General features: G+C 72.5%; 22 protein-coding genes and 1 pseudogene. 10 read left to right on the top strand and 13 right to left on the bottom strand.

Annotation, left to right across the window (positions count from 1 at the left end; all coding sequences use genetic code 11):
* Nucleotides 1–45: 45 nt before the first annotated feature.
* Nucleotides 46–2481: a PEP/pyruvate-binding domain-containing protein gene (locus D7318_RS30430; protein ID WP_120700495.1), complete on the bottom strand. Its 2436-nt coding sequence runs from the start codon at nucleotides 2479–2481 to the stop codon at nucleotides 46–48.
* A 72-nt stretch (nucleotides 2482–2553) separates the two neighbouring features.
* Here D7318_RS30430 and D7318_RS30425 point away from each other — a divergent pair, with 72 nt between their 5' ends.
* A complete protein-coding gene (locus D7318_RS30425) occupies nucleotides 2554–3123 on the top strand; it encodes a TetR/AcrR family transcriptional regulator (protein ID WP_120700476.1) in 570 nt (189 codons plus the stop codon).
* A 997-nt stretch (nucleotides 3124–4120) separates the two neighbouring features.
* A complete protein-coding gene (locus D7318_RS30420) occupies nucleotides 4121–4930 on the top strand; it encodes an AfsR/SARP family transcriptional regulator (protein ID WP_183091673.1) in 810 nt (269 codons plus the stop codon).
* A 162-nt stretch (nucleotides 4931–5092) separates the two neighbouring features.
* Here D7318_RS30420 and D7318_RS30410 read toward each other — a convergent pair whose 3' ends face one another.
* From D7318_RS30410 to D7318_RS30400, 3 genes are all read right to left on the bottom strand, one after another.
* Nucleotides 5093–5590: a flavin reductase family protein gene (locus D7318_RS30410; protein ID WP_120700474.1), complete on the bottom strand. Its 498-nt coding sequence runs from the start codon at nucleotides 5588–5590 to the stop codon at nucleotides 5093–5095.
* A 2-nt stretch (nucleotides 5591–5592) separates the two neighbouring features.
* On the bottom strand, nucleotides 5593–7752 hold the full coding sequence (locus D7318_RS30405) for a tetratricopeptide repeat protein (protein ID WP_120700473.1): 2160 nt from the start codon (nucleotides 7750–7752) through the stop codon (nucleotides 5593–5595).
* 103 nt (nucleotides 7753–7855) lie between these two features.
* Nucleotides 7856–9175, bottom strand: a complete 1320-nt coding sequence (locus D7318_RS30400; RefSeq protein ID WP_220729883.1) for a hypothetical protein — start codon at nucleotides 9173–9175, stop codon at nucleotides 7856–7858.
* A 437-nt stretch (nucleotides 9176–9612) separates the two neighbouring features.
* Here D7318_RS30400 and D7318_RS30395 point away from each other — a divergent pair, with 437 nt between their 5' ends.
* A complete protein-coding gene (locus tag D7318_RS30395; protein WP_120700472.1) occupies nucleotides 9613–9936 on the top strand; it encodes a DUF4333 domain-containing protein in 324 nt (107 codons plus the stop codon).
* A gap of 99 nt (nucleotides 9937–10035) precedes the next feature.
* On the opposite strand, the gene amcA is transcribed toward D7318_RS30395, so the two are convergent.
* Nucleotides 10036–10878 (bottom strand): multiple cyclophane-containing RiPP AmcA, encoded by an 843-nt coding sequence (gene amcA, locus D7318_RS30390; RefSeq protein WP_120745069.1) that lies wholly within the window; start codon nucleotides 10876–10878, stop codon nucleotides 10036–10038.
* Nucleotides 10875–11324 (bottom strand): hypothetical protein, encoded by a 450-nt coding sequence (locus D7318_RS33160; RefSeq protein WP_183091674.1) that lies wholly within the window; start codon nucleotides 11322–11324, stop codon nucleotides 10875–10877. Before D7318_RS33160 ends, amcA begins: the two co-directional genes overlap by 4 nt.
* A gap of 210 nt (nucleotides 11325–11534) precedes the next feature.
* On the opposite strand from D7318_RS33160, the gene D7318_RS30375 reads away from it, so the two are divergent.
* On the top strand, nucleotides 11535–11861 hold the full coding sequence (locus D7318_RS30375) for a nucleoside triphosphate pyrophosphohydrolase (RefSeq protein ID WP_120700469.1): 327 nt from the start codon (nucleotides 11535–11537) through the stop codon (nucleotides 11859–11861).
* Nucleotides 11862–11993: 132 nt separating this feature from the next.
* Here the strand turns inward: D7318_RS30375 and D7318_RS30370 are convergent, their stop codons facing one another.
* Together D7318_RS30370 and D7318_RS30365 are read right to left on the bottom strand one after the other, a co-directional pair.
* Complete coding sequence (locus D7318_RS30370; RefSeq protein WP_120700468.1) at nucleotides 11994–13331, bottom strand: methyltransferase domain-containing protein; 1338 nt, start codon at nucleotides 13329–13331, stop codon at nucleotides 11994–11996.
* Between the two features lie 15 nt (nucleotides 13332–13346).
* Nucleotides 13347–14417 (bottom strand): LysR family transcriptional regulator, encoded by a 1071-nt coding sequence (locus tag D7318_RS30365; RefSeq protein WP_230424253.1) that lies wholly within the window; start codon nucleotides 14415–14417, stop codon nucleotides 13347–13349.
* A gap of 208 nt (nucleotides 14418–14625) precedes the next feature.
* On the opposite strand from D7318_RS30365, the gene D7318_RS30360 reads away from it, so the two are divergent.
* The 4 genes from D7318_RS30360 to D7318_RS30345 are packed head-to-tail and all read left to right on the top strand — an operon-like array spanning nucleotide 14626 to nucleotide 17938.
* Complete coding sequence (locus D7318_RS30360; protein ID WP_120700467.1) at nucleotides 14626–15183, top strand: dCTP deaminase; 558 nt, start codon at nucleotides 14626–14628, stop codon at nucleotides 15181–15183.
* A 5-nt stretch (nucleotides 15184–15188) separates the two neighbouring features.
* Nucleotides 15189–15809: a hypothetical protein gene (locus D7318_RS30355; protein ID WP_230424252.1), complete on the top strand. Its 621-nt coding sequence runs from the start codon at nucleotides 15189–15191 to the stop codon at nucleotides 15807–15809.
* Nucleotides 15810–15833: 24 nt separating this feature from the next.
* Nucleotides 15834–16778, top strand: a complete 945-nt coding sequence (locus D7318_RS30350) for a hypothetical protein (RefSeq protein WP_120700465.1) — start codon at nucleotides 15834–15836, stop codon at nucleotides 16776–16778.
* Entirely contained in the window at nucleotides 16775–17938 is a 1164-nt protein-coding gene (locus D7318_RS30345; RefSeq protein ID WP_120700464.1) for a cysteine desulfurase family protein, read from the top strand. Before D7318_RS30350 ends, D7318_RS30345 begins: the two co-directional genes overlap by 4 nt.
* A gap of 429 nt (nucleotides 17939–18367) precedes the next feature.
* Here D7318_RS30345 and D7318_RS30335 read toward each other — a convergent pair whose 3' ends face one another.
* The 3 genes from D7318_RS30335 to D7318_RS30325 are packed head-to-tail and all read right to left on the bottom strand — an operon-like array spanning nucleotide 18368 to nucleotide 19561.
* The gene (locus tag D7318_RS30335; RefSeq protein ID WP_120700462.1) at nucleotides 18368–18547 is read right to left on the bottom strand and encodes a DUF397 domain-containing protein; all 180 of its coding nucleotides are present in this window, start codon (nucleotides 18545–18547) and stop codon (nucleotides 18368–18370) included.
* Nucleotides 18544–18741, bottom strand: a complete 198-nt coding sequence (locus tag D7318_RS30330; protein ID WP_120700461.1) for a DUF397 domain-containing protein — start codon at nucleotides 18739–18741, stop codon at nucleotides 18544–18546. Before D7318_RS30330 ends, D7318_RS30335 begins: the two co-directional genes overlap by 4 nt.
* Nucleotides 18728–19561 (bottom strand): helix-turn-helix domain-containing protein, encoded by an 834-nt coding sequence (locus D7318_RS30325; protein ID WP_120700460.1) that lies wholly within the window; start codon nucleotides 19559–19561, stop codon nucleotides 18728–18730. Before D7318_RS30325 ends, D7318_RS30330 begins: the two co-directional genes overlap by 14 nt.
* A gap of 327 nt (nucleotides 19562–19888) precedes the next feature.
* Between D7318_RS30325 and D7318_RS30315 the strand changes: the two genes are divergently transcribed.
* The gene (locus D7318_RS30315) at nucleotides 19889–20290 is read left to right on the top strand and encodes a hypothetical protein (RefSeq protein ID WP_147437884.1); all 402 of its coding nucleotides are present in this window, start codon (nucleotides 19889–19891) and stop codon (nucleotides 20288–20290) included.
* An 8-nt stretch (nucleotides 20291–20298) separates the two neighbouring features.
* Entirely contained in the window at nucleotides 20299–20937 is a 639-nt protein-coding gene (locus D7318_RS30310) for a hypothetical protein (protein WP_230424251.1), read from the top strand.
* A gap of 14 nt (nucleotides 20938–20951) precedes the next feature.
* On the opposite strand, the gene D7318_RS30305 is transcribed toward D7318_RS30310, so the two are convergent.
* Together D7318_RS30305 and D7318_RS33155 are read right to left on the bottom strand one after the other, a co-directional pair.
* Nucleotides 20952–21791 carry a universal stress protein gene (locus D7318_RS30305; protein WP_120700457.1) on the bottom strand — a complete coding sequence of 280 codons (840 nt, stop codon included), beginning with the start codon at nucleotides 21789–21791 and terminating at the stop codon, nucleotides 20952–20954.
* Between the two features lie 95 nt (nucleotides 21792–21886).
* A pseudogene (locus tag D7318_RS33155) lies at nucleotides 21887–22097 on the bottom strand (hypothetical protein); the annotation flags it as partial.

Here is a 22097-nt window from a genome sequence, read left to right as displayed (position 1 = left end):
CCTCGGAAAACGCCGGAGAAACGCGGGAACCGGCGTCCGGGGAATTCATCGGGCCCCGGGCGCCGAGGCCGCCCCCGCGGCGGGCCGTTCGATCGTGACCGTCCCCGCGGCCCCGTCGACGGTGATCAGCTGGCCGGTCACGACGCGTTCGGTGGCGCCGGGCACGCAGATCACGGCGGGGATGCCGTACTCCCGCGCCACGGTGGGGCCGTGCGCCATCACCGCGCCGGTCTCGCTGACGAGCCCGCCCGCGGTGAGGAACAGCGGAGTCCAGCCCGGGTCGGTCGTCGGCGCGACAAGGATCTCGCCCGGCTCGATCGACGCGGTGGCCGGGTCGAGGACCACGCGGGCGCGCCCCGTGGCCCGCCCTGGCGCCGCGCCCATGCCGGTGAGCGTGGGCCCCTCCGACGCCCGAGCGGGCAGCAGCGTCTCCACGTCGGTGCCGTCGGAGAGCAGCGCGACGGGAACGGTCCGGCGCCGCAGCTCCCTCGCGTACTCCGCCCGCCGCCCCGCCACCGTCGCGCGCGGGTCGTCGCCGCGCTCCACCGCGGCGCGCAGCTCGGGGAGCGTGAGGAACATGACGTCGTCGGCGCGTTGGAGGAGCCCCTTCTCCTTCAGCTCGGCGCCGATGAGCAGCAGGCGAAGGCGCCGGTCGCGCAGCGGGTGGAGACCCGCGAACTTCCCCGCCTCGCGCAGCCCGGTCAACTCCCGTGCCCTGCCCAGGAGAAAAGCCGCGAGCCGACCGCGCACCGGGCGGGCGCGGCGGGCCCGCGGGGCGAGCTCGGCGAGCATCGCCTCGGCCCTCGCCGCGGCGCGCTCGAACCGCGCGTCGGGAGCCTGCTCGGGATCGGTGACCCGCAGGTAGCCCGCGAGCGCCGCGAACACCGGCGTCGGGTCCTCCGACCAGCGCGGCACGCCGACATCGACCTCGGCGGCCGACCTGACGCCATAGGAGTCGAGGAACGCGCCGAGCCCGAAGTCCGGGAGCTCGCCCGCGAGATGGGCGGCGGCGAGCCGGTCGGGCGGCGTGTGCAGCAGGGTCTCGCGGTGGGGCGCGGCGCGCCGGGCCACCCGCCAGAGCGCGAGGTCCATCTCGATCGTGACGTTGTGCGGCATCCCGCCGAGCACGGTGCGGATCTCGTCGTCGCTCGCGATGCCCCGCAGCAGGGGCGGCAGCGCCGCGGCGACCACGAGCCCGCTGACCACGGGCCAGATGATCGCGTCGAGGCCCGCGTCGGACCGCCCGGTCTCCTCGACCAGGTCGAGCAGCTCGGCGGCCGTGCCGGGGGCGCGCTCGGGGAGCGGCCGCCGCCGAAGGCGTTCGATCTCGCCGAACACCCGGGCCCGCGCCGCCGCTGGCCTGGCCACCGCGCGGAGGATCCCGGCCACCGCCCTTGGCCCCGTCGTCAGCGCCGCCGCCCCGCGCCGACGGGCACCACGCCGCTCCGGGGCGAAGCGCGGGTCGTTCAGCAGGTGCTCGACCACCGCCTGGGCGCGGGGCCCGAAGTCCACCGCCATGAGCCGCACCAGACGCCGCCGGGTCGACGGGTCGCGCATCGCGTCGGTCAGGTCGCCGTAGAGCCGCCCGCCGATGTCGACGATCTCGACCGTGAGGCCGAACGAGGCGAGCATGTCCGCGAGCATCGACCTCAGCGTCGCCATGCCCATGGGCGTCGCGGGGCGGAGCATGCCCTGGACATGGCCGAACTCGACATACAGCCGGGTGCCCGGCCTCCCGCTCTCGGGCGGCGCGGGGAACAGCGTGGTGATCGGCCGCGATTGCAGCAGCCACAGCGTTCCTTCGCGGTCATAGGCCCACTCGACGTCCTGCGGCGCGCCGAGCCGGTCCGCGAGGCGCTCGCCGACCTCGCGCAGCTCCCTCAGCCTGGCCGGGGTGAGGCAGCCGCGCTCCGGCGGATCCGCGCCGTCGAGCACGTAGTGGTCGGCCGCCGCGGTCCCGTCGACGACCGCCGTGCCGAGGCCGGGGGCGGCGTCGACGACGGTCTCGGCGCGCGAGCCCGTGAGGGGGTTGGCGGTGAACAGCACGCCCGCGACCGAGGCGTTCACCATCCGCTGGACGACGACCGCCATGCGCACGGCGTCGTGCGCGACCCCCGCGGCCTCGCGGTAGGCGATCGCGCGCTCGGTGTGCAACGAGTCCCAGCAGGCCCGGATCGCGTCGAGCAGCTCGTCGGGGCCCTCGACCCCGAGCCAGGTGTCCTGCTGGCCCGCGAAGCTCGCGTCCGGCAGGTCCTCGGCCGTGGCGCTCGAACGGACCGCGACGGGCCCGCCGCCGAGCTCGTCGTACGCCGCGAGCACCTCGGCCCGTGGCACCTCGCCGCGGCGGTGCGCCTCGGTCGTGACGCAGAAGCCGTCCGGCACGCGCTCGCCCCGCCTGATCAACGCGGCGAGCCCGGCGGCCTTCCCGCCCACCAGGTCGCGCCGCCCCGGATCCACCGCCGCCAGCCCGAGCACGGTCATGCCGACCACCCCTTTCCCAATACGGTCGCAATGTTTCCGAGGATAATACAATCGCAATGTAAAGTGGCCCGCATGCCCCGCAAGGTCGATCACCGCGCACGCAGGGAGCTGCTCGCCGACGCGCTCATGCGGCTCGCCGCCGCGCGCGGCCTCGAAGAGGTGAGCCTGCGGCATGTGGCGGCCGAGGCGGGGGTCTCGACCGGGATGGTGCAGCACTATTTCCGCACCAAGGACGAGATGATGGCGTTCGCCCTCGGCATGGTCATGGACCGGATCCGCGAACGATCCGACGGCGCGGTCGCGTCGGCGACGCCGCGCGAGCTCGTCCGCGGCCTGCTGTGCGAGGTGCTGCCGCTCGACGAGACGCGCAGGCTGGAGAACCACGTCGTGCTCGCCTTCCTCGCGTACGCCGCGGTGAAGCCGTCGATCGCCTCGGGGCTGCGCGAATCCGCCGCGGGGATGCGGGAGTTCCTCGCCGACCAGCTGCGGGCGTCAGGGGCGGACGGCATCGACCCCGAACGCGCGGCGGCCGGTCTCCTCGCGCTCGTCGACGGCCTCGGCATCCAGGTGCTGTCCCGGCAGCTCACCGAGGAGGCGGCGATCGCCGCGCTCGACAGCCACCTCGCCCTGATCTTCGACTGAATCGGCGCTCCGCGGGGTTCGCCGCACGACGCGGCCGCGCACCTGCCGCTGGTGCGGGCGGCTCGCGCCGCGGCGTGTGCGGCGCTGCGGCCTCGGCCGTGTGCCGCCGTGGTCGGTGCGCGCGGCACGATGGGCCGCCCATCTGGCCGTGCCCGCCGCCGCTGGTGAACGCGGCTCGCGCCGCATCCGATGCGGCGTGGCCCCGACCCCGCGCCGTCGCGCCAGGTGCCACGCGCCGCGCCAGGCGTGCCGCGCGCCATCGACCGTGCCCGCTGCGGTTGGTGAACGTGGCTGGTGTCGTGGGCAACCTTTGTGCGCCACCGTGGTCGGCGCGCGTGGCCCGCGCGGTGCGGCCTTGGCCGTGTGCCGCCGTGGTTGGTGCGCGCGGCTCGATGGGCCGCGCATCCGGCCGTGCCCGCCGGGCTGGCGAGCGTGGCCCGCACCGCGTGCCATGCGGCGCTGTGGCCTCGGTCGCGCCGATCGCGGCTCGCGCCGCCGCGCCCCCGGCCGGGGTCCCGCCGCGGCTGGTGCTGCGGCACATGTGGGGTGTCCTCGCCCTGCCGCAGGCACACGTAGCCTGCGGCGCGGCGCGTACTGTGCGGCCCCCGGCCGCGCCGACTGCGGCTCGCGCCGCGGCACCCGCGGCGTCCGCCGCGGGCTACTTTTGGCCATCGCCGCATTGCGGCGATGTGAACCAGCGGCCTTGACAAGGGAGTTGGCCGCGCGTGCCGTGCCCGCGTCCGCGCACGCCGTGCCGCCTCCTCGGTCGCCCGGGCGGCCAGCCCTCCCCTTTGACCGGATCCCGGCTCACCCGGTGCGGGGGATGTGTGGATGCTTGGTGGTTATCTACGCGAGTCACATGGAGGAGATCGGTATGTGCGTCACGCCATGTTCAAAAAAACCCTTAGCGTTCCCCGAGTGTTCGCCGAGCGTCCCCCGGGTCAGGTGACGCCGGGTGGCCGCCTCCCCGGCTCCCGCGAGCCGTGGACCGCGCACGTTGCGGTTCCAGGTTCTCGGCCCGTTGGGCGTCGTCCGCGACGGGCGCCCCTGCACACCCAGCGCGCTCAAACGCAGGGTGCTGCTCGCCGTTCTGCTGCTCTCCGCCAACAGGCCCGTCTCCGTGGGCCAGTTGATCGATGAGCTGTGGAGCTCGCGCCCGCCGCGGTCCGCCGTCGCCACGCTCCAGATGTATGTGTCGGGGCTCAGGCGGGCGCTCGACCCCGCGCACAGCGCCGCCCACCGCGACGCCCGCAGCCATCCGCGGCTCAGCACCGAGCTGGCGGGCTACCGACTGCGGGTGCGGCCTGGCGAGTTGGACCTCGAACGGTTCAGGACGCTGGCCTCCACGGGGCGGCGGCTGGTCGGCGAAGGTCACTGCGGGCAGGCGGGGCTCGCGTTCCGGCGGGCGCTCTCGCTGTGCCGGGGGCGCCCGTTGAGCGATCTCGGAACGGTCGGCATGCTGGCGCCCTCCATCACGCGGCTCGCCGAGGAACGCCTCGCCGTGGAGCGCGAGTCCTACGAGACGGCGCTGTGCCAGGGCCATGGGCCGCTGGTCATCGGCGAGTTGAAGGAGCAGTGCGTCAGGCACCCGCTCCAGGAGACGTTCCACGAGCAGCTGGTGCTCGCCCTGTGCCAGGCGGGGCGCAGGGCCGAGGCGCTCGCCGCCTACGCCTCGGCGCGCCGCCTCATCGTCGGCGAGATCGGCGTCGAGCCCGGGCCCGCGCTGCGCGCGGCCCAACGGGCCGCCCTGCACGACCAGTACCTCGTCACGGCCCGGCACCCGCGCTGCCGGGCCACCCCCACCTGATGGGCGCCACCCCCACCTGACGGGCCACCCCCACCTGACGGGCCACCCCCACCTGACGGGCCACCCCCACCTGACGGGCCACCCCCACCTGACGGGCCACCCCCACCTGACGGGCCACCCCCACCTGACGGGCCACCCCCACCTGACGGACCGCGGGTCCGTTCATGGCTCCCCGGCCAGCCGCCACCCCAGGCTCCGCCGGTAGTAGACGAGCGGGTCATCCCCGCCGAGGTCGCAGCGCACGACCTCCCCGATCACCACGACGTGGTCCCCGTGCCCGAACGCGGCGCCTGGCGCGCACCTGAGGTAGGCGCACGTCCCGGCGAGCCGGGGCACCGCGCCGTCCCAACTCCACGCCGCCTCGGCGAACTTGTCCTCGCCCCGCCCGGCGAAGACGGCGGCCAGCGCCGCGTCGCCGCGGCCGAGCAGGTGCACGCCGAACTCCGCGCCGTCCGCCAGGACCTGGCAGGACCGCGAGTCGCGGGCGACCGACACCAGCACGGAGGGCGGCCTGGCGCTGTAGGAGCACAGTGAGGAGACCAGCAGGCCGCAGGGCGCGCCGTCGGGGCGGCGGGCCGAGACCACGGCGACGCCCGAGGCCAGCCGGGCCATCGCCTCCGTGAACGCCGAGGCCGACGCCGCGGTGACGCCGGTTGACACCGTTACACCCCGGCGCGCTCGGTCGCGCGCCGACAGTCGTCGTAGTGGGCGCGGGCGTCGGCGTCGTCGGTGACGGCGAGGACGGCGGCGAAGTCGGCCGCCGCCTCGCCGAAGCGGCCCGCCGCCTCGTGCACCAGGCCGCGGTTGTAACGGAGTTCGGGCAGGTCGCCCAGGGTCAGCGCCCGGTCGAAGTCCGCCGTCGCCCCGGCCAGGTCGCCCGCCTCGAACGCCAGGACCGCCCGCACGCCCCACGCCTCCGCGAGCCCGGGGTCGTGGTGGACCGCCGCGTCGAGCGCCGCCCTCGCCCCCTCGTGATCGCCCGCCTCGGCCAGCAGCCGCCCCCGCAGCGACAGCAGGTGCGCGTCGTCGGGCGCGCCCGCGAGCCCTTCGGCGACGCTGCGCAGCGCCGCCTCGCCCTCGCCCAGGTCGGCCAGCAGGCTCGCCTGGTTCAGCCGGGCGTCCAGGTGCGAGGGGTCAAGCTCGAGAACGCGCTCGAAGTCGGCCAACGCCCCCTGTACGTCACCGAGTTCGAGGCGCGCGTCCCCGCAGTTGTAGTACGCCTCGGGGAACGGCGGCTCCAGCCGCAGCGCCTCCTGGTAGTCGGCGAGCGCCTCCTCGACCCGGCCCATCCGCCGCAGGATCGTCCCGCGGTTGAAGTAGTGGTCGGCGAAGTCGTTCTCCGACGCCATCACCTCGGCGTAGTCGGCGAGGGCGGCGTCGAGGCGCCCGCTCATGGCGTTGACCTGCGCGCGGTTGTAGCGCAACCCCGTGCGGTGCCACGTGCGTTCGCCCAGGTGCAGCTCCTTGTCGAGCCGTTCGATGCCCTCGTCGAGCAGCCGCAGCGCCTCGTCGACGCGGCCGACGCGGGTCTCGATCAGGGCGAGCCCGTTGCGGTTGAACACCGAGTAGAACGTGCGCTCACCCGGGTCAGGCAGCTGGTCGGCGAACGCGATGGCCTGGTTCACCCAGGCGCGCGCCCGGTCGGGGTCGCGCCGGTCGCTCGCGAAGTGGCGGGCGTAGAGCATCGCGGTCTCGTACGCGAGCTTCATGTGCACGACCGGGTCGAGGCTCGTGCGGCGCGCCCGGTCCTGGAGCGCCTCGGACTCCTCGGCGCGCCCGGCCGCGGCCAGCGCGACCGCCGTGTCCCTGATGATCTCCCACCAGGCGTCGGGGCGTTCGGCGTGGTCCACCAGGCGCAGCCCCAACTCGCCGTAGAGGATGGCCGATTGGTAGAGGCCCAGCTGCTTGCACCGGGTCTGGGCGTGCCGCACGGCCTCGACGCCCGCGCCGCCCGGGTCGCCGCCGTTCACCAGGTGGTGCAGCAGGGCGCCCATGCGCAGGGACGGCTCCGCGTCGGCCGCGTCGGCCAGTTCGGCGGCGCGCGCGTCGTGCAGGGCGGCGCGCGCCGCCGGGTCGAGCGCCGCGTACGCGCGGGCGCGGGCGGCGTCCTCGTCGGTGCCGTCGGCGGCGACGTGCGCGCGGGCGGCCGCCGCGGCGGCCGCCCCGGGTGCGGCGTCCGTCCCCGGTGCGTTGTCCGTCCCCGGCGCGGCGGCTTCCGCGGGCTCGGCGGGGGCCGTTCCCGTGAGCGCAACGCAGTGGGTGGCCACCGCCTCGGAGAGCGACGCGTCGACGGGCCCCGGCGGGTCGCCCGGCAGCTCGCCCCGCGTGGTGAGCACGAGGGTCAGCCGCTCGGCGGGCATCCGGCGCAGCAGGACGGCAAGGAACTCGCGGTCGGTCGGGTCGGCGTGGTCCACCGCGTCGACCACCAGCGTGCGCGGCCCGCCGCCCAGCGCGTCGAGGTAGGCGGTGAGGAAGTCGGTCAGGCCGTGCGCGATGCGCAGCGAGTGCTGCCTCGCGGGATAGCGGGCGACGGGGGCGACGCCCTGCTCGCTGCTGGTGGCCGCCCAGGTGACCTTGGGCACCAGGGTCACCAACTCCGGTGCGGCCTCCTGGAGTTCGATGCGGTGCCGGGGGCCGAGATCGGGGCGCAGGCGCAGCGCGTCGGCGGCGACGGCGCGCAGCAGGGTGCCCGCGGCGGTGTACGGGCCGCGCAGGCTCCGGTGCGCGCTGACCCGCGCCAGCGGCGGGGGCAGGTCGAGCCCCGCCCGAAGGGTGTCGCGTTCCGCGGGACGCGCCGCGGCGATCCAGTGGTGACTGCGCATGGCGCCCTCTCCTTTCGCGGCCCTGTCCAGGCCCTCGTTCAGGCGGTTCGGGTGGTTCAGGCGGTTCGGGTGGTTCGGGTGGTTCGCGGGTGGTTCCGGTGGCTCAGGCGATGACGTGCTCGAGTCGGCTCGCGCGCCTGGCGGCCCGCTCGCGCAGGGCGATCCGGGCGGGCAGCACGAACTGGACGGCGGTCAGGCCCAGGAAGACGACGGAGTCGAGCAGCCGCAGCGGGTCGGCGTCGCCGCTGTCGAGGAAACGGTCCACCGAGCCCGCGACCATCTCGATGAACACCGGGGCCAGCGCGAACACCGTGGTGGCCACGCTCAGGGCGTAGCCGACCAGGACGAGCCACGCGTACCAGCGGGCGATCCGGCGGTCGGTCGGGTGCAGCGTGCTCTCGTCGACGAGCCGGTGCCGTCGGCGCAGCAGCCGCCAGAAGCGGTTCCGCAGGACGCGCATGGCGGCGCCGTGCAGGTCGACGCAGCCGACGACGGTGGTGATGAGCACATAGATGTCGGTGCGGATGTAGAAGAAGAACTGCCACAGCAGCCGCGTGAACGTGGCGAACGCTATGCCGAGGCACACCTGGGCCGCGAACGACGGCTCGGCGCCCGCGCCCCACAGCGCGTCGGCCAGCAGGACCAGCGTGGCGAGGGCGAGGACATCGGCCAACATCCCGGCCAGGATGGGCAGATACCGTCTGCGCCGGGGGACCGTGACCAGCCCGTCGAGCGCGGTCTCCACGACGAGGAAGTAGAAGCGGTGGCTCAGCGACACCGTCGAGCGGATGCCGAGGCGCCGCCCCGCCAGGGCGTGGAAGCTCTCGTGGAACGCGATCAGCGGGATGACCACGAGCAGCAGGGTCACGTTGACGACGGAGTAGTAGTCGCTGAAGATCAGGTCGCTCGCCTCGGGCACGCGCTCGGGGGAGCGGACCAGCACGGCGCAGGCCCAGGCCACGAGGGCCGCGTAGCAGAGCCAGGCCACCGGCGAGAACATCGCGCGCCCCAGCCGTTGCCAGCGGATCGGGGGCGGCGCGGCGACCCGTTCGTCCGCGTCGCGGGTGAAGCCCAACTCCCGTAACGCGCCCACCATGTCGCCGATGTCGACGCTCTCGCCGTAACGCCGCAGATAGCGCTCGGCCGCCTCGGCCGGGGTGGCGCCCTCCGCGAGCCAGCGCACCAACTGCGCGCCGTCGGGCGGGAGGATGGCGTAGGAGTCGGTGTCGGTCCTGCCCACCGTGACGCCGTCGCCGTCCTCCAGGTAGACCAACGGGTGCATCAGCACCGGCCGGTGCAGGTCGACCGGCGGGTCCGGGTCGACCGGTGGGGCCAGGTCGACGGGTGGGGCCAGGTCGTCCGGCGGGTCGGCGAGCTCGGGCGCGCCGGGCGGTCCGCCGGTGGTGTCGGGCTGCTCGGACACCGCATGCCGCCTTTCGCTCTCTCGCTGAGTCTCTCTCCCTGGATGCCGCCGTCCGGCCCTGGGCGAGCCGGACGGCGATCGGTCGACCCGGGGTCAGTTCGCCGGGTACGTGCTGCACGCGGCCGTGGTCAGGCGGACGGGGCCAGCCTTGCGGATAACGATCTTCTTCATCTCTGCACCTCCTCGGGAGTCGTCGGAGCGATCGGGCACTCCGTACGCTCCACGGGGGCTCCAGAGTTCCCCCAGAGCGGCGCCAAATCCCTTGCGCTGCGGGGGCGTTGGGGCGCGCGTTGGGGGGCGTCGGGTGTGCGGCCGTCCCGGTCACCGGTGGGCACACGTGTCCCAATGTCATCTCTGTTCACACATCCGGGAACCGGTGGGTGGTTCCCCGCGTACCTTCATGCGCCACGTAGTCAAGAACACATGAGGAGGCCGCGATGCGGCAGGTGCGGCGGAACCGAGCGGTCACGGGAACGGCTCTGGGGGTGTTGTCGCTGCTCCTCGCCACGGGCTGCTCGAGCGAGGATCCCGCCGTCGACAGGGACGAGGTCGGCGAGCAATCGTCCGAGGTTCTGGAGGAGCAGTACGGCGGGAACATCGACGTCGCCTGCGATGAGGACCTCCCGGCGGAAGTGGGGGCCACCATCCGCTGCGAGGTCACGGGGACCGGCGCGACGTACGGTGCGACCGTCACGGTGACCTCGGTCGACGGGAACGACGCCCGGTGGGACATCGAGGTCGACGACGAGCCCATGGAGTGAGCCCGGTGTCGGCCTGGCGGGATACGGGATGCGATGAGCTCGCGGATGAGCTCGGCCACGAGGACGTGGAGGACCTGGCGCCCGCCGGGGCGCGTGGGTTCACCGCGATCGGCGAGTGGGCCCACGACGCCGGGGCCGCGCCGTCGGCCCGGCCGAACCGGTGCGATGTCGCACCGGTCGCTCATCGAACAGGACCCCGCTCAGGTCGGTCGCGGTGAGCGTGGTCTCGCGCAGAGAGCAGCGGGAGAAGATCACGGGCCCGGCGGCCCTGACGCGGGTGAGGGTGCTGTAGTCGAGCTTGCAGCTCTCGAACACGACGTTGTCGAGGGTGACGTCCTCGAGCATGGCGCCCATCAGCTTGCAGTCGCGGAAGACGGCGCGGGTGACCTTGCTGTCGGACCAGCGCAGGGCGGACAGCTCGCAGCCGGTGAACTCCACGGAGTCGACGCGGAGTCGGGTCAGCCGGACCTGCTGGGTGCTGAGTCCGGTGATGCGCCCGTCGATGAGGTGTGTGTCGGCCAGGTCGAGCCCGCGCAGGTCGGCGTCGCCGTAGTGGAATTCCGCGACCCGGCCGCGGCCGCCTTCGAGCGAGGTCACGTTGGCCAGGTACAGGCCGGGCTCGTCCAGCGAGGGCAGGGTGACGCTCGTGCGGCGGATCGTGCGGGTTCCCATCGGGATGCCTATCAACGAGGCGGGCCTGTGCGGCGCCGTCGGCGGCCCGTGTGGGCGAGTGCGCCGTCGGCGGTGGGGTCGCTTCTTCTTGTTCCAGTTGTCCCAGGTAGGGCGGTTGTCGAAGGGTGCGGGGTTCTTCGGCCAGTTGTCCCACGTGGGCTGGTTGTTCCACGCCGCCGCGGTGATCGCGTGGGCCGGGGTGGTGTGGGTGGAGATCAAGTTCATCACGACGGGCGCGTCGGATGTGGCTACGGCGTCAAGGGGCGTCATGCCGCTGGTTCCTTCTCTGTGGTCGCGAGGGTGGACAAGGCTGTGACCAGGGCTTGCCGGGAGACCCGGCAGTAGTTGGTCTCGGTGGTGGTGAGGCTGCCGTTCTCGAAGTAGCGGTTGGCGGCCTGGGCACCGCGGCAGAAGTCGAAGAACGCGCACTGGGTCTGGCAGTTCTCCAGGCCGACGAGGAAGTCGCGGACGTATTTCAGGCGGTGCGCGCCGTCGAGGATGTCGGCCTGCGCCTGGACGGCCATCCGGAACCCGACGTCGAGGCCCTGCGCACGGCTCTCCACACGCCGCGCGTCGATACCTGGTCCGGGATGACGCTGGCGGGGGATGAATCGAACGAGCACCTCGACCTGTTGTTGATGACCGTCCTCGACAACCGCACGGTGCGGTCCACCGCCGCCGACCCCGACCGGTACGAGCTGGGTGTCATCGCGCACGGGCCCGGCGCTTGCTCAGCGGGCCCGCCCCGGCCTTATGCCCCGCTTATGCGAAGCCGGGTGCTCTTCTGAAACGCGGCACGTTCTGTTCAACACGGGTGGGATTGGCGGTTCGCATGGCGAGTGGTGAGGCGACTTCTCTAGGCTGCGGCGGCATGAAGGGGCGGCGTCCGGTGACCGCCTCACGAAGACAGGTGCGGGAGAGCACGGGTGGAGCCCTACAGCAGGCACGGCAAGTTGGTGCGGGACCGGATTCCGCAGATCATCCGGGAGGACGGCGCCGAGCCGGTCACCTACACCGCGGGCCGGGAGGAATACCGCCGCCGGCTGCGGGACAAGCTCGGCGAGGAGGTCGCCGAGTTCCTTGAGGCGGATGAGGACTCGGCGCCGGAGGAACTCGCGGACGTGCTGGAGGTCGTGCGCGCGCTCGCCGCGGACCTGGGGGTCGACGCGGATCAGCTGGAGAAGATCCGTGAGGCCAAGGCGGGTGAGCGGGGCGGCTTCGCCGACCGGATCGTCTGGACGGGCAACCGCTGACCGCAGGCCGTCCTCGGCGACGAGTCAGTACCCGACTTCGTGCACAACTACGTACGCGACCGGGGACGTTGGTTGGTACGCGGCTTCGTGCACCAGGATGCGGGCGACTGGGGACGTTGGGCGGTACGCGATTCACGTCCGGGGATTGGCCAGGACGGCATGACAGACCCCGGGCAGCGGCAGCACAGGGGCACCGGCGGCGGGGGCGAGCCCGGCCCGGCGGGCGAGGGCGGTGATCTCACCCGGGTCGATGCCACGCTGGAAGGTCCCCTTGCTCTGGCTGGACCAGAAGCCGTCGTGGTGGGCGGTCCAGCTGCCGTCCGCGGCGGCCTTGGTGATCTCCTCCGGCGAGCGGGTGACCACGACGACATGGCCGCCGGGGCGGGCGAAGGACGCCGCGTCCTTGAGGGCCTGGATCCGCTGCCAGGGGTCGGGCAGCACGTTGAGGACGAACATCGAGGTGACCAGGTCGAAGCCGGTCCGCTCGGGGCGGGGCCAGCCGAAGTCGTCGTGAGGGTCGAACCCTTCGGCATCCAGGCCCGCCGAGCGGTAGTGGGCGACGTCAGCGCCGCGGCCGCAGCCGTGGTCCAGGACGCTTTGAACGCCGAGGGGGCCGGTCAGGTGCTCGGTCACGGCCCGGGAGGCCGGAGAGGGGCCCTGGCGGCTCATCGCGGTCTTATGGGGCTGATACTCCCTTGGGGCCGGGGCGGCGGAGCCCTGGCCGGTGAGCTCGCTCAGCGCGAAGAGCACGTCGTCCGGCTCGGCCGCCTGGCCGGTGACGGGCAGGTCGATCAGCAGCGCGGAGTGGTCGGTGAACGCCTTCGGGCCACTTCGCACGCTCGCGTCGGGGGTGACGGTGGTCGTCGCGGTCAGGTGGTCGCTGAGCAGGGCGAGGTCGCAGCGGAAGCGGCTGGGCTTGCCGGAGAAGACCCGCTCGAAGGTGAAGGCGGGCGCCGTCTCGGCGGTGGTGTCGACCAGGCCCGCCCTCTGCATCAGCTGCCTGAGCGTCTGCCGTTCGGCGTCGGTGGTGAAGGTGCTGGTCTCCTCGCCGAAAAGGCCGTCCTCGGGGCGGGGGGCGAGGTTGAAGTCCCCGCTGATAAGCAGCGGGCGGCCGTCCTCGGCGGCGGCCATCGCGGCGAGTTCGGCCAGCTGGGAGGCCCGGGAGGCGCCGGCATAGGCGTCGAGATGCACCTGGAGGACGAGAAGCCACTCCAGCTCGATCCGCTGGACCCACGTCCTGGGTGAGGACACGGCGGGCGGGGCGAGGTCTTCGCTGGTCCAGGCGGCCAGGTGTCCGTCGCCGCCGGCGAAGGTGAAGCCGCCGAGGGCGGGCGGTGTCGGGTCGGTGGGCTTGAACGGCTCCTGGGCGAGCACGGCCTTGACGCCGTGCTCACGCAGCCAGGCGGCGAGGTGCGAGCGGGCGCCTGCGGCGCCGAGACGCTTGTTGAGGTTGACCGAGGCCAGCAGCACGAGGGGTCCTTAAGGTCACAGGGGCAGGGGCCTGCCGGAGGCGGCCTCGTCACGGAAGGCGTCCCACAGGATGTTCAGAGGGTGGGAGGCGTCATACATCTCGCGTTCGCCCTTGCGGGCGAAGACACCGGAGATCAGCTGGAGCATGGGGTCGAAGTCGTCGGCGAAGCCGATGAGCCGGAAGTCTTCGCTGGTGGGCAGGCGCCCGTCGACGGCGGCCTCGCCGATGGAGCGGGCACACAGCATGCACCCATAGGTCATGCGGGACCGCAGCAGGGCGAGTCCGTAATAGATGTCGTCGATCTCGGCGGCGATCTGCAGCTGCGAGCGGAAGTCGGGGCCATACCAGCGCTCGACGAAGTCGGTTATCACCCCGCGGGAGGGGATGACCAGCGGCAGCGTCCGCAGCCGGTCGACGCCGACGGTCCTGGCGGCGAGCTCGCGCACCGGCAGGTTCGTCAGCAGGGCCAGGCCCTCGCGATGCCATTCGAGGAAGTCGTACTCGGGGGCGACCCGCTCGGCGGCGGCCTCGGCCGCCAGCCCGCCGCACAGCAGGTCGACCTGGTTGGAGTCCAGGCGTTTCCAGAAGTCGCGGGTCCGCACATGCACGACCTTCAGCTCGACCTCCCGCTCAAGCAGCTGCGGGGCGACACGCTCCCACACCCGGCCCAGGAAGCCGAGGGTGAACTCGGTCGTCCCCACGGTCAGCGTCGAGCCGAGCCGGCGGCGGGAGTCGGCGATGCCCTGCAGCCAGTCGGCGAAGGTGGCCCTGGCCCGCTCGACGACCTCCAGCCCGGTCGGGGTGAACAGGAAGTCCCGGCCCCGTCCCTGCTTGACCACCAGCAACTCACCGGTGAGGGCCTGGAAGTTGCGGTTAAGGATGTCGAGCTGCTTCTGGACGCTGGACTGCTCACGCCCGAGGACCTTCGCCGCGGCCAGCGCGGTCCCCGACTCACGGACGACGATCAGCGTCCGCATCTGGTCCCAGGTCAGGTCCAGCAAGTCCGGGGAACACGCCAGCAGATCGCCGCGGAACCCCTCTGGGCCCGGCACCTTCAACGGCCCGGACGGCAACGACGGCACCATCACGCCCCCTCCCTGACGCGGCCTCAACCAGCTTGCACTGTCCGTACGGCCAGCAGAACTGAACTTCTCCGCATTTCACCCCGAGAAAACCTTTAAATGCCCTATCGGGCATATGGATATCGCGGACTATCCCGGGGAACATTTCAGCAGCCGCCTTCGATCCGAAAGGCGATGCCCACAGCGCTGCCTACATCCCCGGGGGTGAGCCATGCTCTCAGCCGAGTTGATCACCTGGCTGATCAGTCAGGGCGCCATGGAATGGCCCGGCCAACTCCGCGGCGACGGGCTGCTGTTGACGCTCGGCTCGCCGCTGCAGCCACTCGCGGCCCCCGGCACGCTGGTGATCGACCTGGCCGACCAGTCCAGCATCGACGACCTCTACGGCGAGCCGGTCACCGAGTGGAAGACCCACGAGCTGATGCCCGGCGAGATGCTGCTGGGCGCGGTCGAGGAGCCGCTGCGGCTCGGGGCCGGGCTGATGGGCATGATCGGCGGGCTGAGCCACCTGGCCCGCGTCGGCCTGGCCGTCCACGTCACCAGCCCGTTCGTCCTGCCCGGCTGGAACGGGCACCTGACGCTGGAGCTCGTGAACACCGGCCCCGCCGTCCTGCGGCTGCACCACGGCATGCCGCTGGCCCGCCTGCTCGTCTTCTCCCTGGACGGGCCCCGCAGCGACGACGTCGCGTCCCACCCCTTCTACGGCCGCGAGGCCGACCTGAAAAGCCGATACGCCGACGAGTTCCCCGTCGGCCCGATCCGGAGGTGACCCTGATGGACTGCCAGTTCTGCACCGAGTTCACCGCACGCGAGAGCACGACCCGGATCATCACCGAGACCGTCGGCGGCTGGGTGCTGCTGCCCACCATCGGCGCCCTGGCCCCGGGCTACTGCCTGTTCATGCCGCTTGAGCACATGGACGCCGCCGCCGACGTCACCCCGGCCGATCTGGAGCGGGTCGCGGCGGAGACGGAACAGATGCGCACGCTCATCCAGGCCCGCTACGGGCCCGTCATCCTGGCCGAACACGGCCCGCGCGACTGCGAACTGGGCGCCTCCTGCTGCAGCCACTGCCACCTGCACCTGATCCCCGTCCCCGACCCGGACGCGATCACCGCCGCCTATCAGAAGACCGGCGGGCCCGGCCTGCGGCTCACCTCCATGGCGGCCCTCCCGGCCGCCGCGGACGGCTCCTACCTCTACCTCTCCGCGCGGCCCGGCGAGCACTACTACTGGCCCTCGGTCGGCTTCACCCGCCAGTTCGTACGCCGCGTCTGCGCCGACGAGCTCGGCATCGGCGACTTCTTTGACTGGCGCGACCACCCCTTCACCGAGAACCGCGAGCGCACGTTCGCCGAACTGTCCGCCGACCTGCACCTCGCGGACGCCGCCTGACGAAGGTAAGGGGGAAACGGCGCGATGGCGATATCCCTGCCCCGCCCGTTACACGCACTCACCGCCGACGAACTGACCGCCGCGGCCAAGGACCGGCGCTGGCCGAAGTGGCAGACCATGGCCCTGCTGCACTCGCTGCAACTGCCCGTCCTCAACGCCTGCCTCATCGAGCCCGGCCACAGCACGGCCGCCCTCCGCACCGCCGCCCACGTCCTGGCCGCCGCCACCGGCACCGAGAAACTGATGATCCGCTCCGACGGAGGAGTGGAGAAGAAGCAGTACTACCGCGGCGGCAACACCTTCCCCGTCGAGGAGATCCCGTCCCGCACGGCCGGGCTCCTGGCCGACGGGCGGGCCGTCATCCTGGCCGAGCCCACCAACCGCTTCACCAACCGCCTCACTGTCCTGATCCGCATGGACCGGCCCGGCCCCAGGCGGCCGGGCTCGCTCACACTGGAGGCCCTCGGGCCCGGCTACGACGTCGCGGACCTGACCCGCGGCCAGATCCCGCCGCAGGTCACCGCCCACCTCGACGACATCGACTGGGACCACTACCAGCCGCCCCGCTGGAACGAATGGAACATCACCGGCGACCGCTGCCCCGGCGGCGAGGACGCCCGACGGCACCGCCGGGTTGAGCGGCTGGCCACCCAGACCCTCACCGACGGCGGCCACCTGGACGGCACCGTCGGCGCCGAGCACGCCGAGGCATGGCTGCGTGAGCGCGGATTCCTGCACCTGTTCGCCCCGCAGCCGACCCGCGAGGCCCTGGCCAAACGCGCCCGCCGGCTGTTCGAGGACGCCTTCTTCCTCGCCGCGGCCCAACCGAACCGGAACTGGCACTGCCTGGCCACCGCGTTCTCCGTCTTCGACGAGCCCCGCACCATCTACTGGGACCTGGTCGACGGCGAACGCAAGTACGCCGCGACGGCACCGGCCGCCGCCCGAGACGAGGAGCGGGCCGCATGAACACCCCACCGATCTACCTCGACCACCAGGCCACCACCCCGCTCGACGAGCGCGTCCTGGAGGCGATGCTGCCGTTCTTCACCAGTGAGTACGGCAACCCCTCCAGCCCGCACACCTGCGGACGCACCGCCGCGAGGGCGATCCGCACCGCCCGCGAGCAGGTCGCCGACCTGGTCGGCGCCAAGAACGAGCTGGAGATCGTCTTCACCTCCGGTGCCACCGAGGCCGACCACCTCGCGATCGTCGGCGCCGCCCTGGCCGCCCGCCCGCACGGCGGGCACATCGTCACCACCGCGATCGAGCACAAGGCCGTCCTCGCCGCCTGCCAGCGGCTCGTCGACCACCACGGCTACACCCTCACCCGCGTCGGCGTCGACGCGCACGGCCGCGTCCACCCCGCCGATGTCGCCGCCGTCCTCACCCCGAACACCGTGCTGGTCTCGGTGATGCACGCCAACAACGAGATCGGTACCCTGCAGCGACTCGCGGCCATCGCCGAGATCACCGCCCCGCGAGGCATCGTCCTGCACACCGACGCCGCCCAGAGCGTCGGCTGCGGACTCCTCGACGTCGCCGAACTCGGCGTCGACCTCGCCTCTTTGTCCGCTCACAAACTCCACGGCCCCAAGGGCATCGGCGCCCTCTACATCCGCGGCGGCCTGCGCATCACCGCCCAGCAGACCGGCGGCGGACAAGAACGTGGGCTGCGGGCCGGCACCCCCAACGTCCCCGCGATCGTCGGCTTCGGCGCCGCCGCCCACCTCATCACCACCGACGCCGTCCCGCCCCCGCCCCGCATCCGGGCCCTGCGCGACCGGCTTCAAGACCGCCTCTTGGCCGCGATCCCCGGCGCCACCGTCAACGGTCACCCGCACCGGCGACTGCCCGGGAACCTCAGCCTCACCCTCCCCGGCATCGAGGCCACCGACCTCCTCGACCGCGTCCCTGGCATCGCCGCCTCCACCGGCTCGGCCTGCAACACCGGAAGCGGCGAACCTTCCCACGTCCTCACCGCGATCGGACTCACCCGCGACCAGGCCCGCGCGACCCTCCGGCTCAGCATCGGCCGCACCACCACGGACACCGACGTCGACCAGGCCGCCGACCTCATCACCCGCACCGCACACACCCTGGTGCCGGCGCCCGCCAACGCGGCCTGACCCGCCACTCGAACCGGGCCACCCCCGCGGAAGGATCCCCCCAGGGCCCGCCGGGGCGGCCTAAACCTGTGGCTGGCCCGATAGCAGCGGCAGCCTCAACGGCGAGGGCGTCCCGCGGCGGTGGACAGGGGTGGTGACGGACCCCGGCCGCCGCCCGGGGCGCCCTTCGGCGTTCCCTCGTTCGGTCACGCGGGGGTGGTGCGGTCTGACCCTCGGGGGTGCGCGGGCCGGGCACCGCGCCAGCCCGCGCGGTCAGGTCCAGCTCCAGGCCGCTGTTCACGTCCAGTTCGAACCGGCCGTAGGCGTTCACGTGGGTCCAGAACCGCCCTCGTGCAAGCGGTGGATATGTACCGGCGCGCTGGCTGAGCTCAGGGCAGGGGTGAAGGGTGCGGCGGGCACCTGGGGTGGGGGTGGTGGCCCGCCGCAGGGTCAGAGCTTCGTCATGCTGATGAACGCGCGCCATGCGTCGTGGCTGATCGTGAGGATCGGGCCGGTGTCGCGTTCCTTGGAGTCGCGGACCGCAACAGCGTGGTGGCTTTCGGCGCGGGTTTCAAGGCAGTTGCCGCCGTTGCCGGAGGAGTGGGAGGACTTGTGCCAGGTGGTGGTCATGAGGTGGCCATGTCGATGAACGCGCGCCATGCGTCGTGGCTGATCGTGAGGATCGGGCCCGCGCCGTGTTCCTTGGAGTCGCGGACGGCTATGCCGTGGTGCCTCTCGGGGCGGGTCTCCAAGCAACTGCCGCCGTTGCCGGATGAGTAGGAGGACTTGCGCCACGCGTGGTGGTGCGGGTCAGGGGTGGTCATGAGAGTCTTCCTCAGCGATCTTCGCGATGAACGCAGCCGACTCACGCGGTCCCAGCGCGTCCGCCCTCAGCCGCTCGTACGTCTGCACCGCGGAGTCTACGCGTTCCTTGTCCTCGGACATCTGGCCGCCCATGATGGTGTCCGCGTACAGCGTGAGGCGTCCGTCGGCCTGACGCAACAATTCGAGCGGTTCGGTGCTCGGCGGCGCTCCCACCCGGAAGGGGAGCACCTGGACCGTCACCTTGGGCAACGTGAGCAGCTTACCCAGCTGTTGGTACTGCTCGCGCATGATTTCCGGGCCGCCCATCTGCATGCGCAGTGCCGACTCATGGATGACCGCCCACACCACCGGGGGTGCCTCCCGCGACAGGACCTTCTTGCGCCGCATACGGGTGGTGACTTGGCCGGAGATGACCGACGGGTCCGCCCATGGGTCGTATGCCTCGAAGACGGCACGGGCGTAGTCGGGGGTCTGAAGCAGGCCGGGGAGCACTGTCAAGGAGTAGATCAGGATCTCCACCGCCGTTGACTCCTGCTTGACGAACGGCAGGAACCAGCTGGGGTGGCCGCGTTCGAGGAGCCGTTCGCGTAGTCGCTCGAAAATCCCCTCGGTGCCCAGCACATGGTCGCATCGGCGTGCGAATTCGGCGGAGGGGATCTTGCGTCCCGACTCGACATTCGAGACATGCCCCTGGGTATAGCCCGTGCCCTCCGCGAACTTGGCCTGCGTGAGCTTGCGTCCGAGGCGGGCTCTCTTCACCTCACCGCCGAAATATTCAAGATCGGAAATGTCATTGGGGACCGAGTCGGTACCTGCCACGGCTACCTGCGCTTCTGTGTTCGAAGACCCTCAACTGCCGGGGTCTGAGCTTTTCTTGCTGCCCGGCATACCCACGAAAACGGCCTTCAATCTGGTTCTCTTGGGCTCCTCGCGACAAGCGACTCAAGGAGGTTCCCCTGATGGACTCGCCCCGTCGGGATGCGGAAAGAGCACTGTTCGAATTGAAGGCCGCGTTGGAGGTCCACGGAATCGCGTTGCCCATTCTGCGGATTCACGAGTGCGTCCCTGACGCACCCCTGGTCGAGTTGGGCCGGATCAGGCCCGAGACGGCCCGCGCGCTGACCCGGGTGTTGACCGGCGGCGGTCGTGTTCGCCGCTGAACCGCCGCTCGTGGAGCGGGCGTTGCGCGAGCGGGACCGGCTGCGCGGTCAACTCGCCGTGCGGGCACTTGAATCGCACCGGGTGCAGGTGATGGAGACGACCGAAGGACGGATCAGCGTGACGCTCGACCTGTCCGTCGACGTCGCGGCGTTCGTCGCCCACCGGCTCGCCGCGCTGGTCTACGAGCCCAGCCCGGGAACGTTGCTCGCCAGCCAGGACACCGGCCTGGTGGGCGTGGTGACGCGGCGCGAGAGCCCGCAGTCGGTGCGGATGCGGGGCGTTCTCGATCCGCGCCGGGAGTGGTCCCACTGGCTGACCGATCTGCGCCCCGTCCGGCTGGGCGAGGTGCTCTCACTGACGGGGAAGGTACATCGACCCACACCATGACCCACACCATGACCGAGACGATCACTTGGGGGCCGAAGGCCCTGCCCGTGCCGTACGCCGCCGCGTGGACGGGTGAAAGCACCCGCGTGGCCGTGGCGTTGGCCGTGCGGCCCGGCGGGAACGGGCTGGGATATCGCGACGAGGTGCCGGGTGACCGCGACCGGCATGGGGTGCTGTGGACGCGGATGGACGCCGAACCCGGCGCGGGGAGGCCGGACTTCAGGGCGCTGCACCCGGCCCGTCAGCGGCGGACGATGTTGGAGCGGCTGTGTCAGGTGTGCGGTGGTCCGGCCGACCGGACGTCGCGGGGGTGGCTGTTCCTGGTGCAGCGCGCCGAGGTCGCGGACTTCGGGGACGTGGAGGGGCTGTTGTCGACGAAGCCGCCGGTGTGTCGTCCGTGTGCGGCGCTGGCGGTTCGGCACTGTCCGCATCTGACCGATCCGTTGCTGATCCGCTCGCGCAAGCCGCGTACGTGGGGGGTGTTCGGGGGGTTCTTCACCCCCGACCCGGACAGCGACGGCATCGTCCCGCACCCGGAGGACCATCACCTCCCCTACGGCCACCCGGACGCGAGGTGGTTCCTTGCCGCCCAGCTGGTCATCGAGCTCACCCGCTGCACCGTCGAGAAAGAGGAGAGGAGGGAATGAGTGGCGCCCCGCGTTCAGTCGTGCGGCACGACCGCGACGGGCGCGGGGGAGTGGTGGAGCGCGGCGTGGGTGACGGGGCCGATGCGGGGGCCGAGGGCGGCCTCGCGGGTGCGGCGGCCCACGACCAGGAGCGCCGCACCGGCCGCCGCCCGCACCAGGTGGTGGGTCGGATGGCCGATGAGCACCTCCTCGGTGACCTCGACGCCGGGGTGCCGGGCGCGCCAGGGGCGCAACGCCTCGTTCAGCGTGCGCGCCCGGCGCGCGCCCAGGTCCGCGCGCCGGTCGGGGGCCGCCTCCTCGGGGCTGTAGGCGTGCAGGGTGGGCGGCTGCCAGACGTGGACGACGCGCAGCGTGGTCGCGTGGTGCGCGGCGGCCTCGAACGCGAAGGAGATGAGGGCGTCGCACGGGCGGCTCAGGTCGAGGCCGAGGACCACCTCACCGGCGCGCCTGCCGTCCGCCGCCTCGTCCCTCGTCCGCACCAGGACGACGGGCCTGGTGGTGCGGGCCACGGTCGCGCGGGACACGGAGCCGAGGAGCAGTCCCGTCATGCCGCCGAGGCCGCGCGAGCCCAGGACCAGCAGGGCGGACTCGGCGGCGGCGGTGGACAGCACCGTCGAGGGCTGTCCGTAACGGTCGTCCGTGCGGATCGCGAGCCCCGGGTGGCGGGCCCGCAGGCGTTCGGCCACCTCGTCGGCGAGGCCCGCGGCGGGGTCGGGCCAGGCGTGCGGCCTGGCCTCCTTGATGTGGATGAGCCGGAGCGGAAGCCCGCGGCGCTCGGCCTCGGCGGCGGCCCAGTCGGCGGCGTTGAGGCTCCGCTTCGAGGTGTCGAGGCCGACGGTCACGGTCGGGATCATGTCCCCTCTTCTCTCTGGGTCTTTCGGGGTCTCTCTGGGGCTCTCAGGACGGGCCCGGGGCGCCGGTGGTGGGCGTCCCGGGCGGGGGTTGGGGGTCAGTGGAGCCAGGGGGTGGTGCGGATGAGGGGGAGGCGTTGCCAGAGGTGGGCCAGGCCCCAGGTGCGGTCGGCGTGGAGGGCGGCGAGGGTGATGAGGGCGAGGGCGTAGACGAGGTGGGAGTCCATGAAGGGGTTGGCGGACATGCTGGGTGTGCCGTCGGAGAGGTGCTGGGCGAGGGGCCATTCGGCGGCCCACATGAGGGCCATC

Source organism: Streptomyces radicis, from assembly GCF_003626575.1.
Lineage (GTDB): Bacteria > Actinomycetota > Actinomycetes > Streptomycetales > Streptomycetaceae > Streptomyces > Streptomyces radicis.
This window is presented reverse-complemented; position numbering and strand designations above follow the sequence as displayed.

What these genes read in the sequence shown, in the direction of transcription:
- D7318_RS30430 (WP_120700495.1), bottom strand. Translation starts at nt 2,481, where the DNA reads ATGACCGTGCTCGGGCTGGCGGCGGTGGATCCGGGGCGGCGCGACCTG.
- D7318_RS30425 (WP_120700476.1), top strand. Translation starts at nt 2,554, where the DNA reads ATGCCCCGCAAGGTCGATCACCGCGCACGCAGGGAGCTGCTCGCCGAC.
- D7318_RS30405 (WP_120700473.1), bottom strand. Translation starts at nt 7,752, where the DNA reads ATGCGCAGTCACCACTGGATCGCCGCGGCGCGTCCCGCGGAACGCGAC.
- D7318_RS30395 (WP_120700472.1), top strand. Translation starts at nt 9,613, where the DNA reads ATGCGGCAGGTGCGGCGGAACCGAGCGGTCACGGGAACGGCTCTGGGG.
- amcA (WP_120745069.1), bottom strand. Translation starts at nt 10,878, where the DNA reads ATGACGCCCCTTGACGCCGTAGCCACATCCGACGCGCCCGTCGTGATG.
- D7318_RS30365 (WP_230424253.1), bottom strand. Translation starts at nt 14,417, where the DNA reads ATGGTGCCGTCGTTGCCGTCCGGGCCGTTGAAGGTGCCGGGCCCAGAG.
- D7318_RS30360 (WP_120700467.1), top strand. Translation starts at nt 14,626, where the DNA reads ATGCTCTCAGCCGAGTTGATCACCTGGCTGATCAGTCAGGGCGCCATG.
- D7318_RS30355 (WP_230424252.1), top strand. Translation starts at nt 15,189, where the DNA reads ATGGACTGCCAGTTCTGCACCGAGTTCACCGCACGCGAGAGCACGACC.
- D7318_RS30350 (WP_120700465.1), top strand. Translation starts at nt 15,834, where the DNA reads ATGGCGATATCCCTGCCCCGCCCGTTACACGCACTCACCGCCGACGAA.
- D7318_RS30345 (WP_120700464.1), top strand. Translation starts at nt 16,775, where the DNA reads ATGAACACCCCACCGATCTACCTCGACCACCAGGCCACCACCCCGCTC.
- D7318_RS30335 (WP_120700462.1), bottom strand. Translation starts at nt 18,547, where the DNA reads ATGACCACCACCTGGCACAAGTCCTCCCACTCCTCCGGCAACGGCGGC.
- D7318_RS30330 (WP_120700461.1), bottom strand. Translation starts at nt 18,741, where the DNA reads ATGACCACCCCTGACCCGCACCACCACGCGTGGCGCAAGTCCTCCTAC.
- D7318_RS30310 (WP_230424251.1), top strand. Translation starts at nt 20,299, where the DNA reads ATGACCGAGACGATCACTTGGGGGCCGAAGGCCCTGCCCGTGCCGTAC.
- D7318_RS30305 (WP_120700457.1), bottom strand. Translation starts at nt 21,791, where the DNA reads ATGATCCCGACCGTGACCGTCGGCCTCGACACCTCGAAGCGGAGCCTC.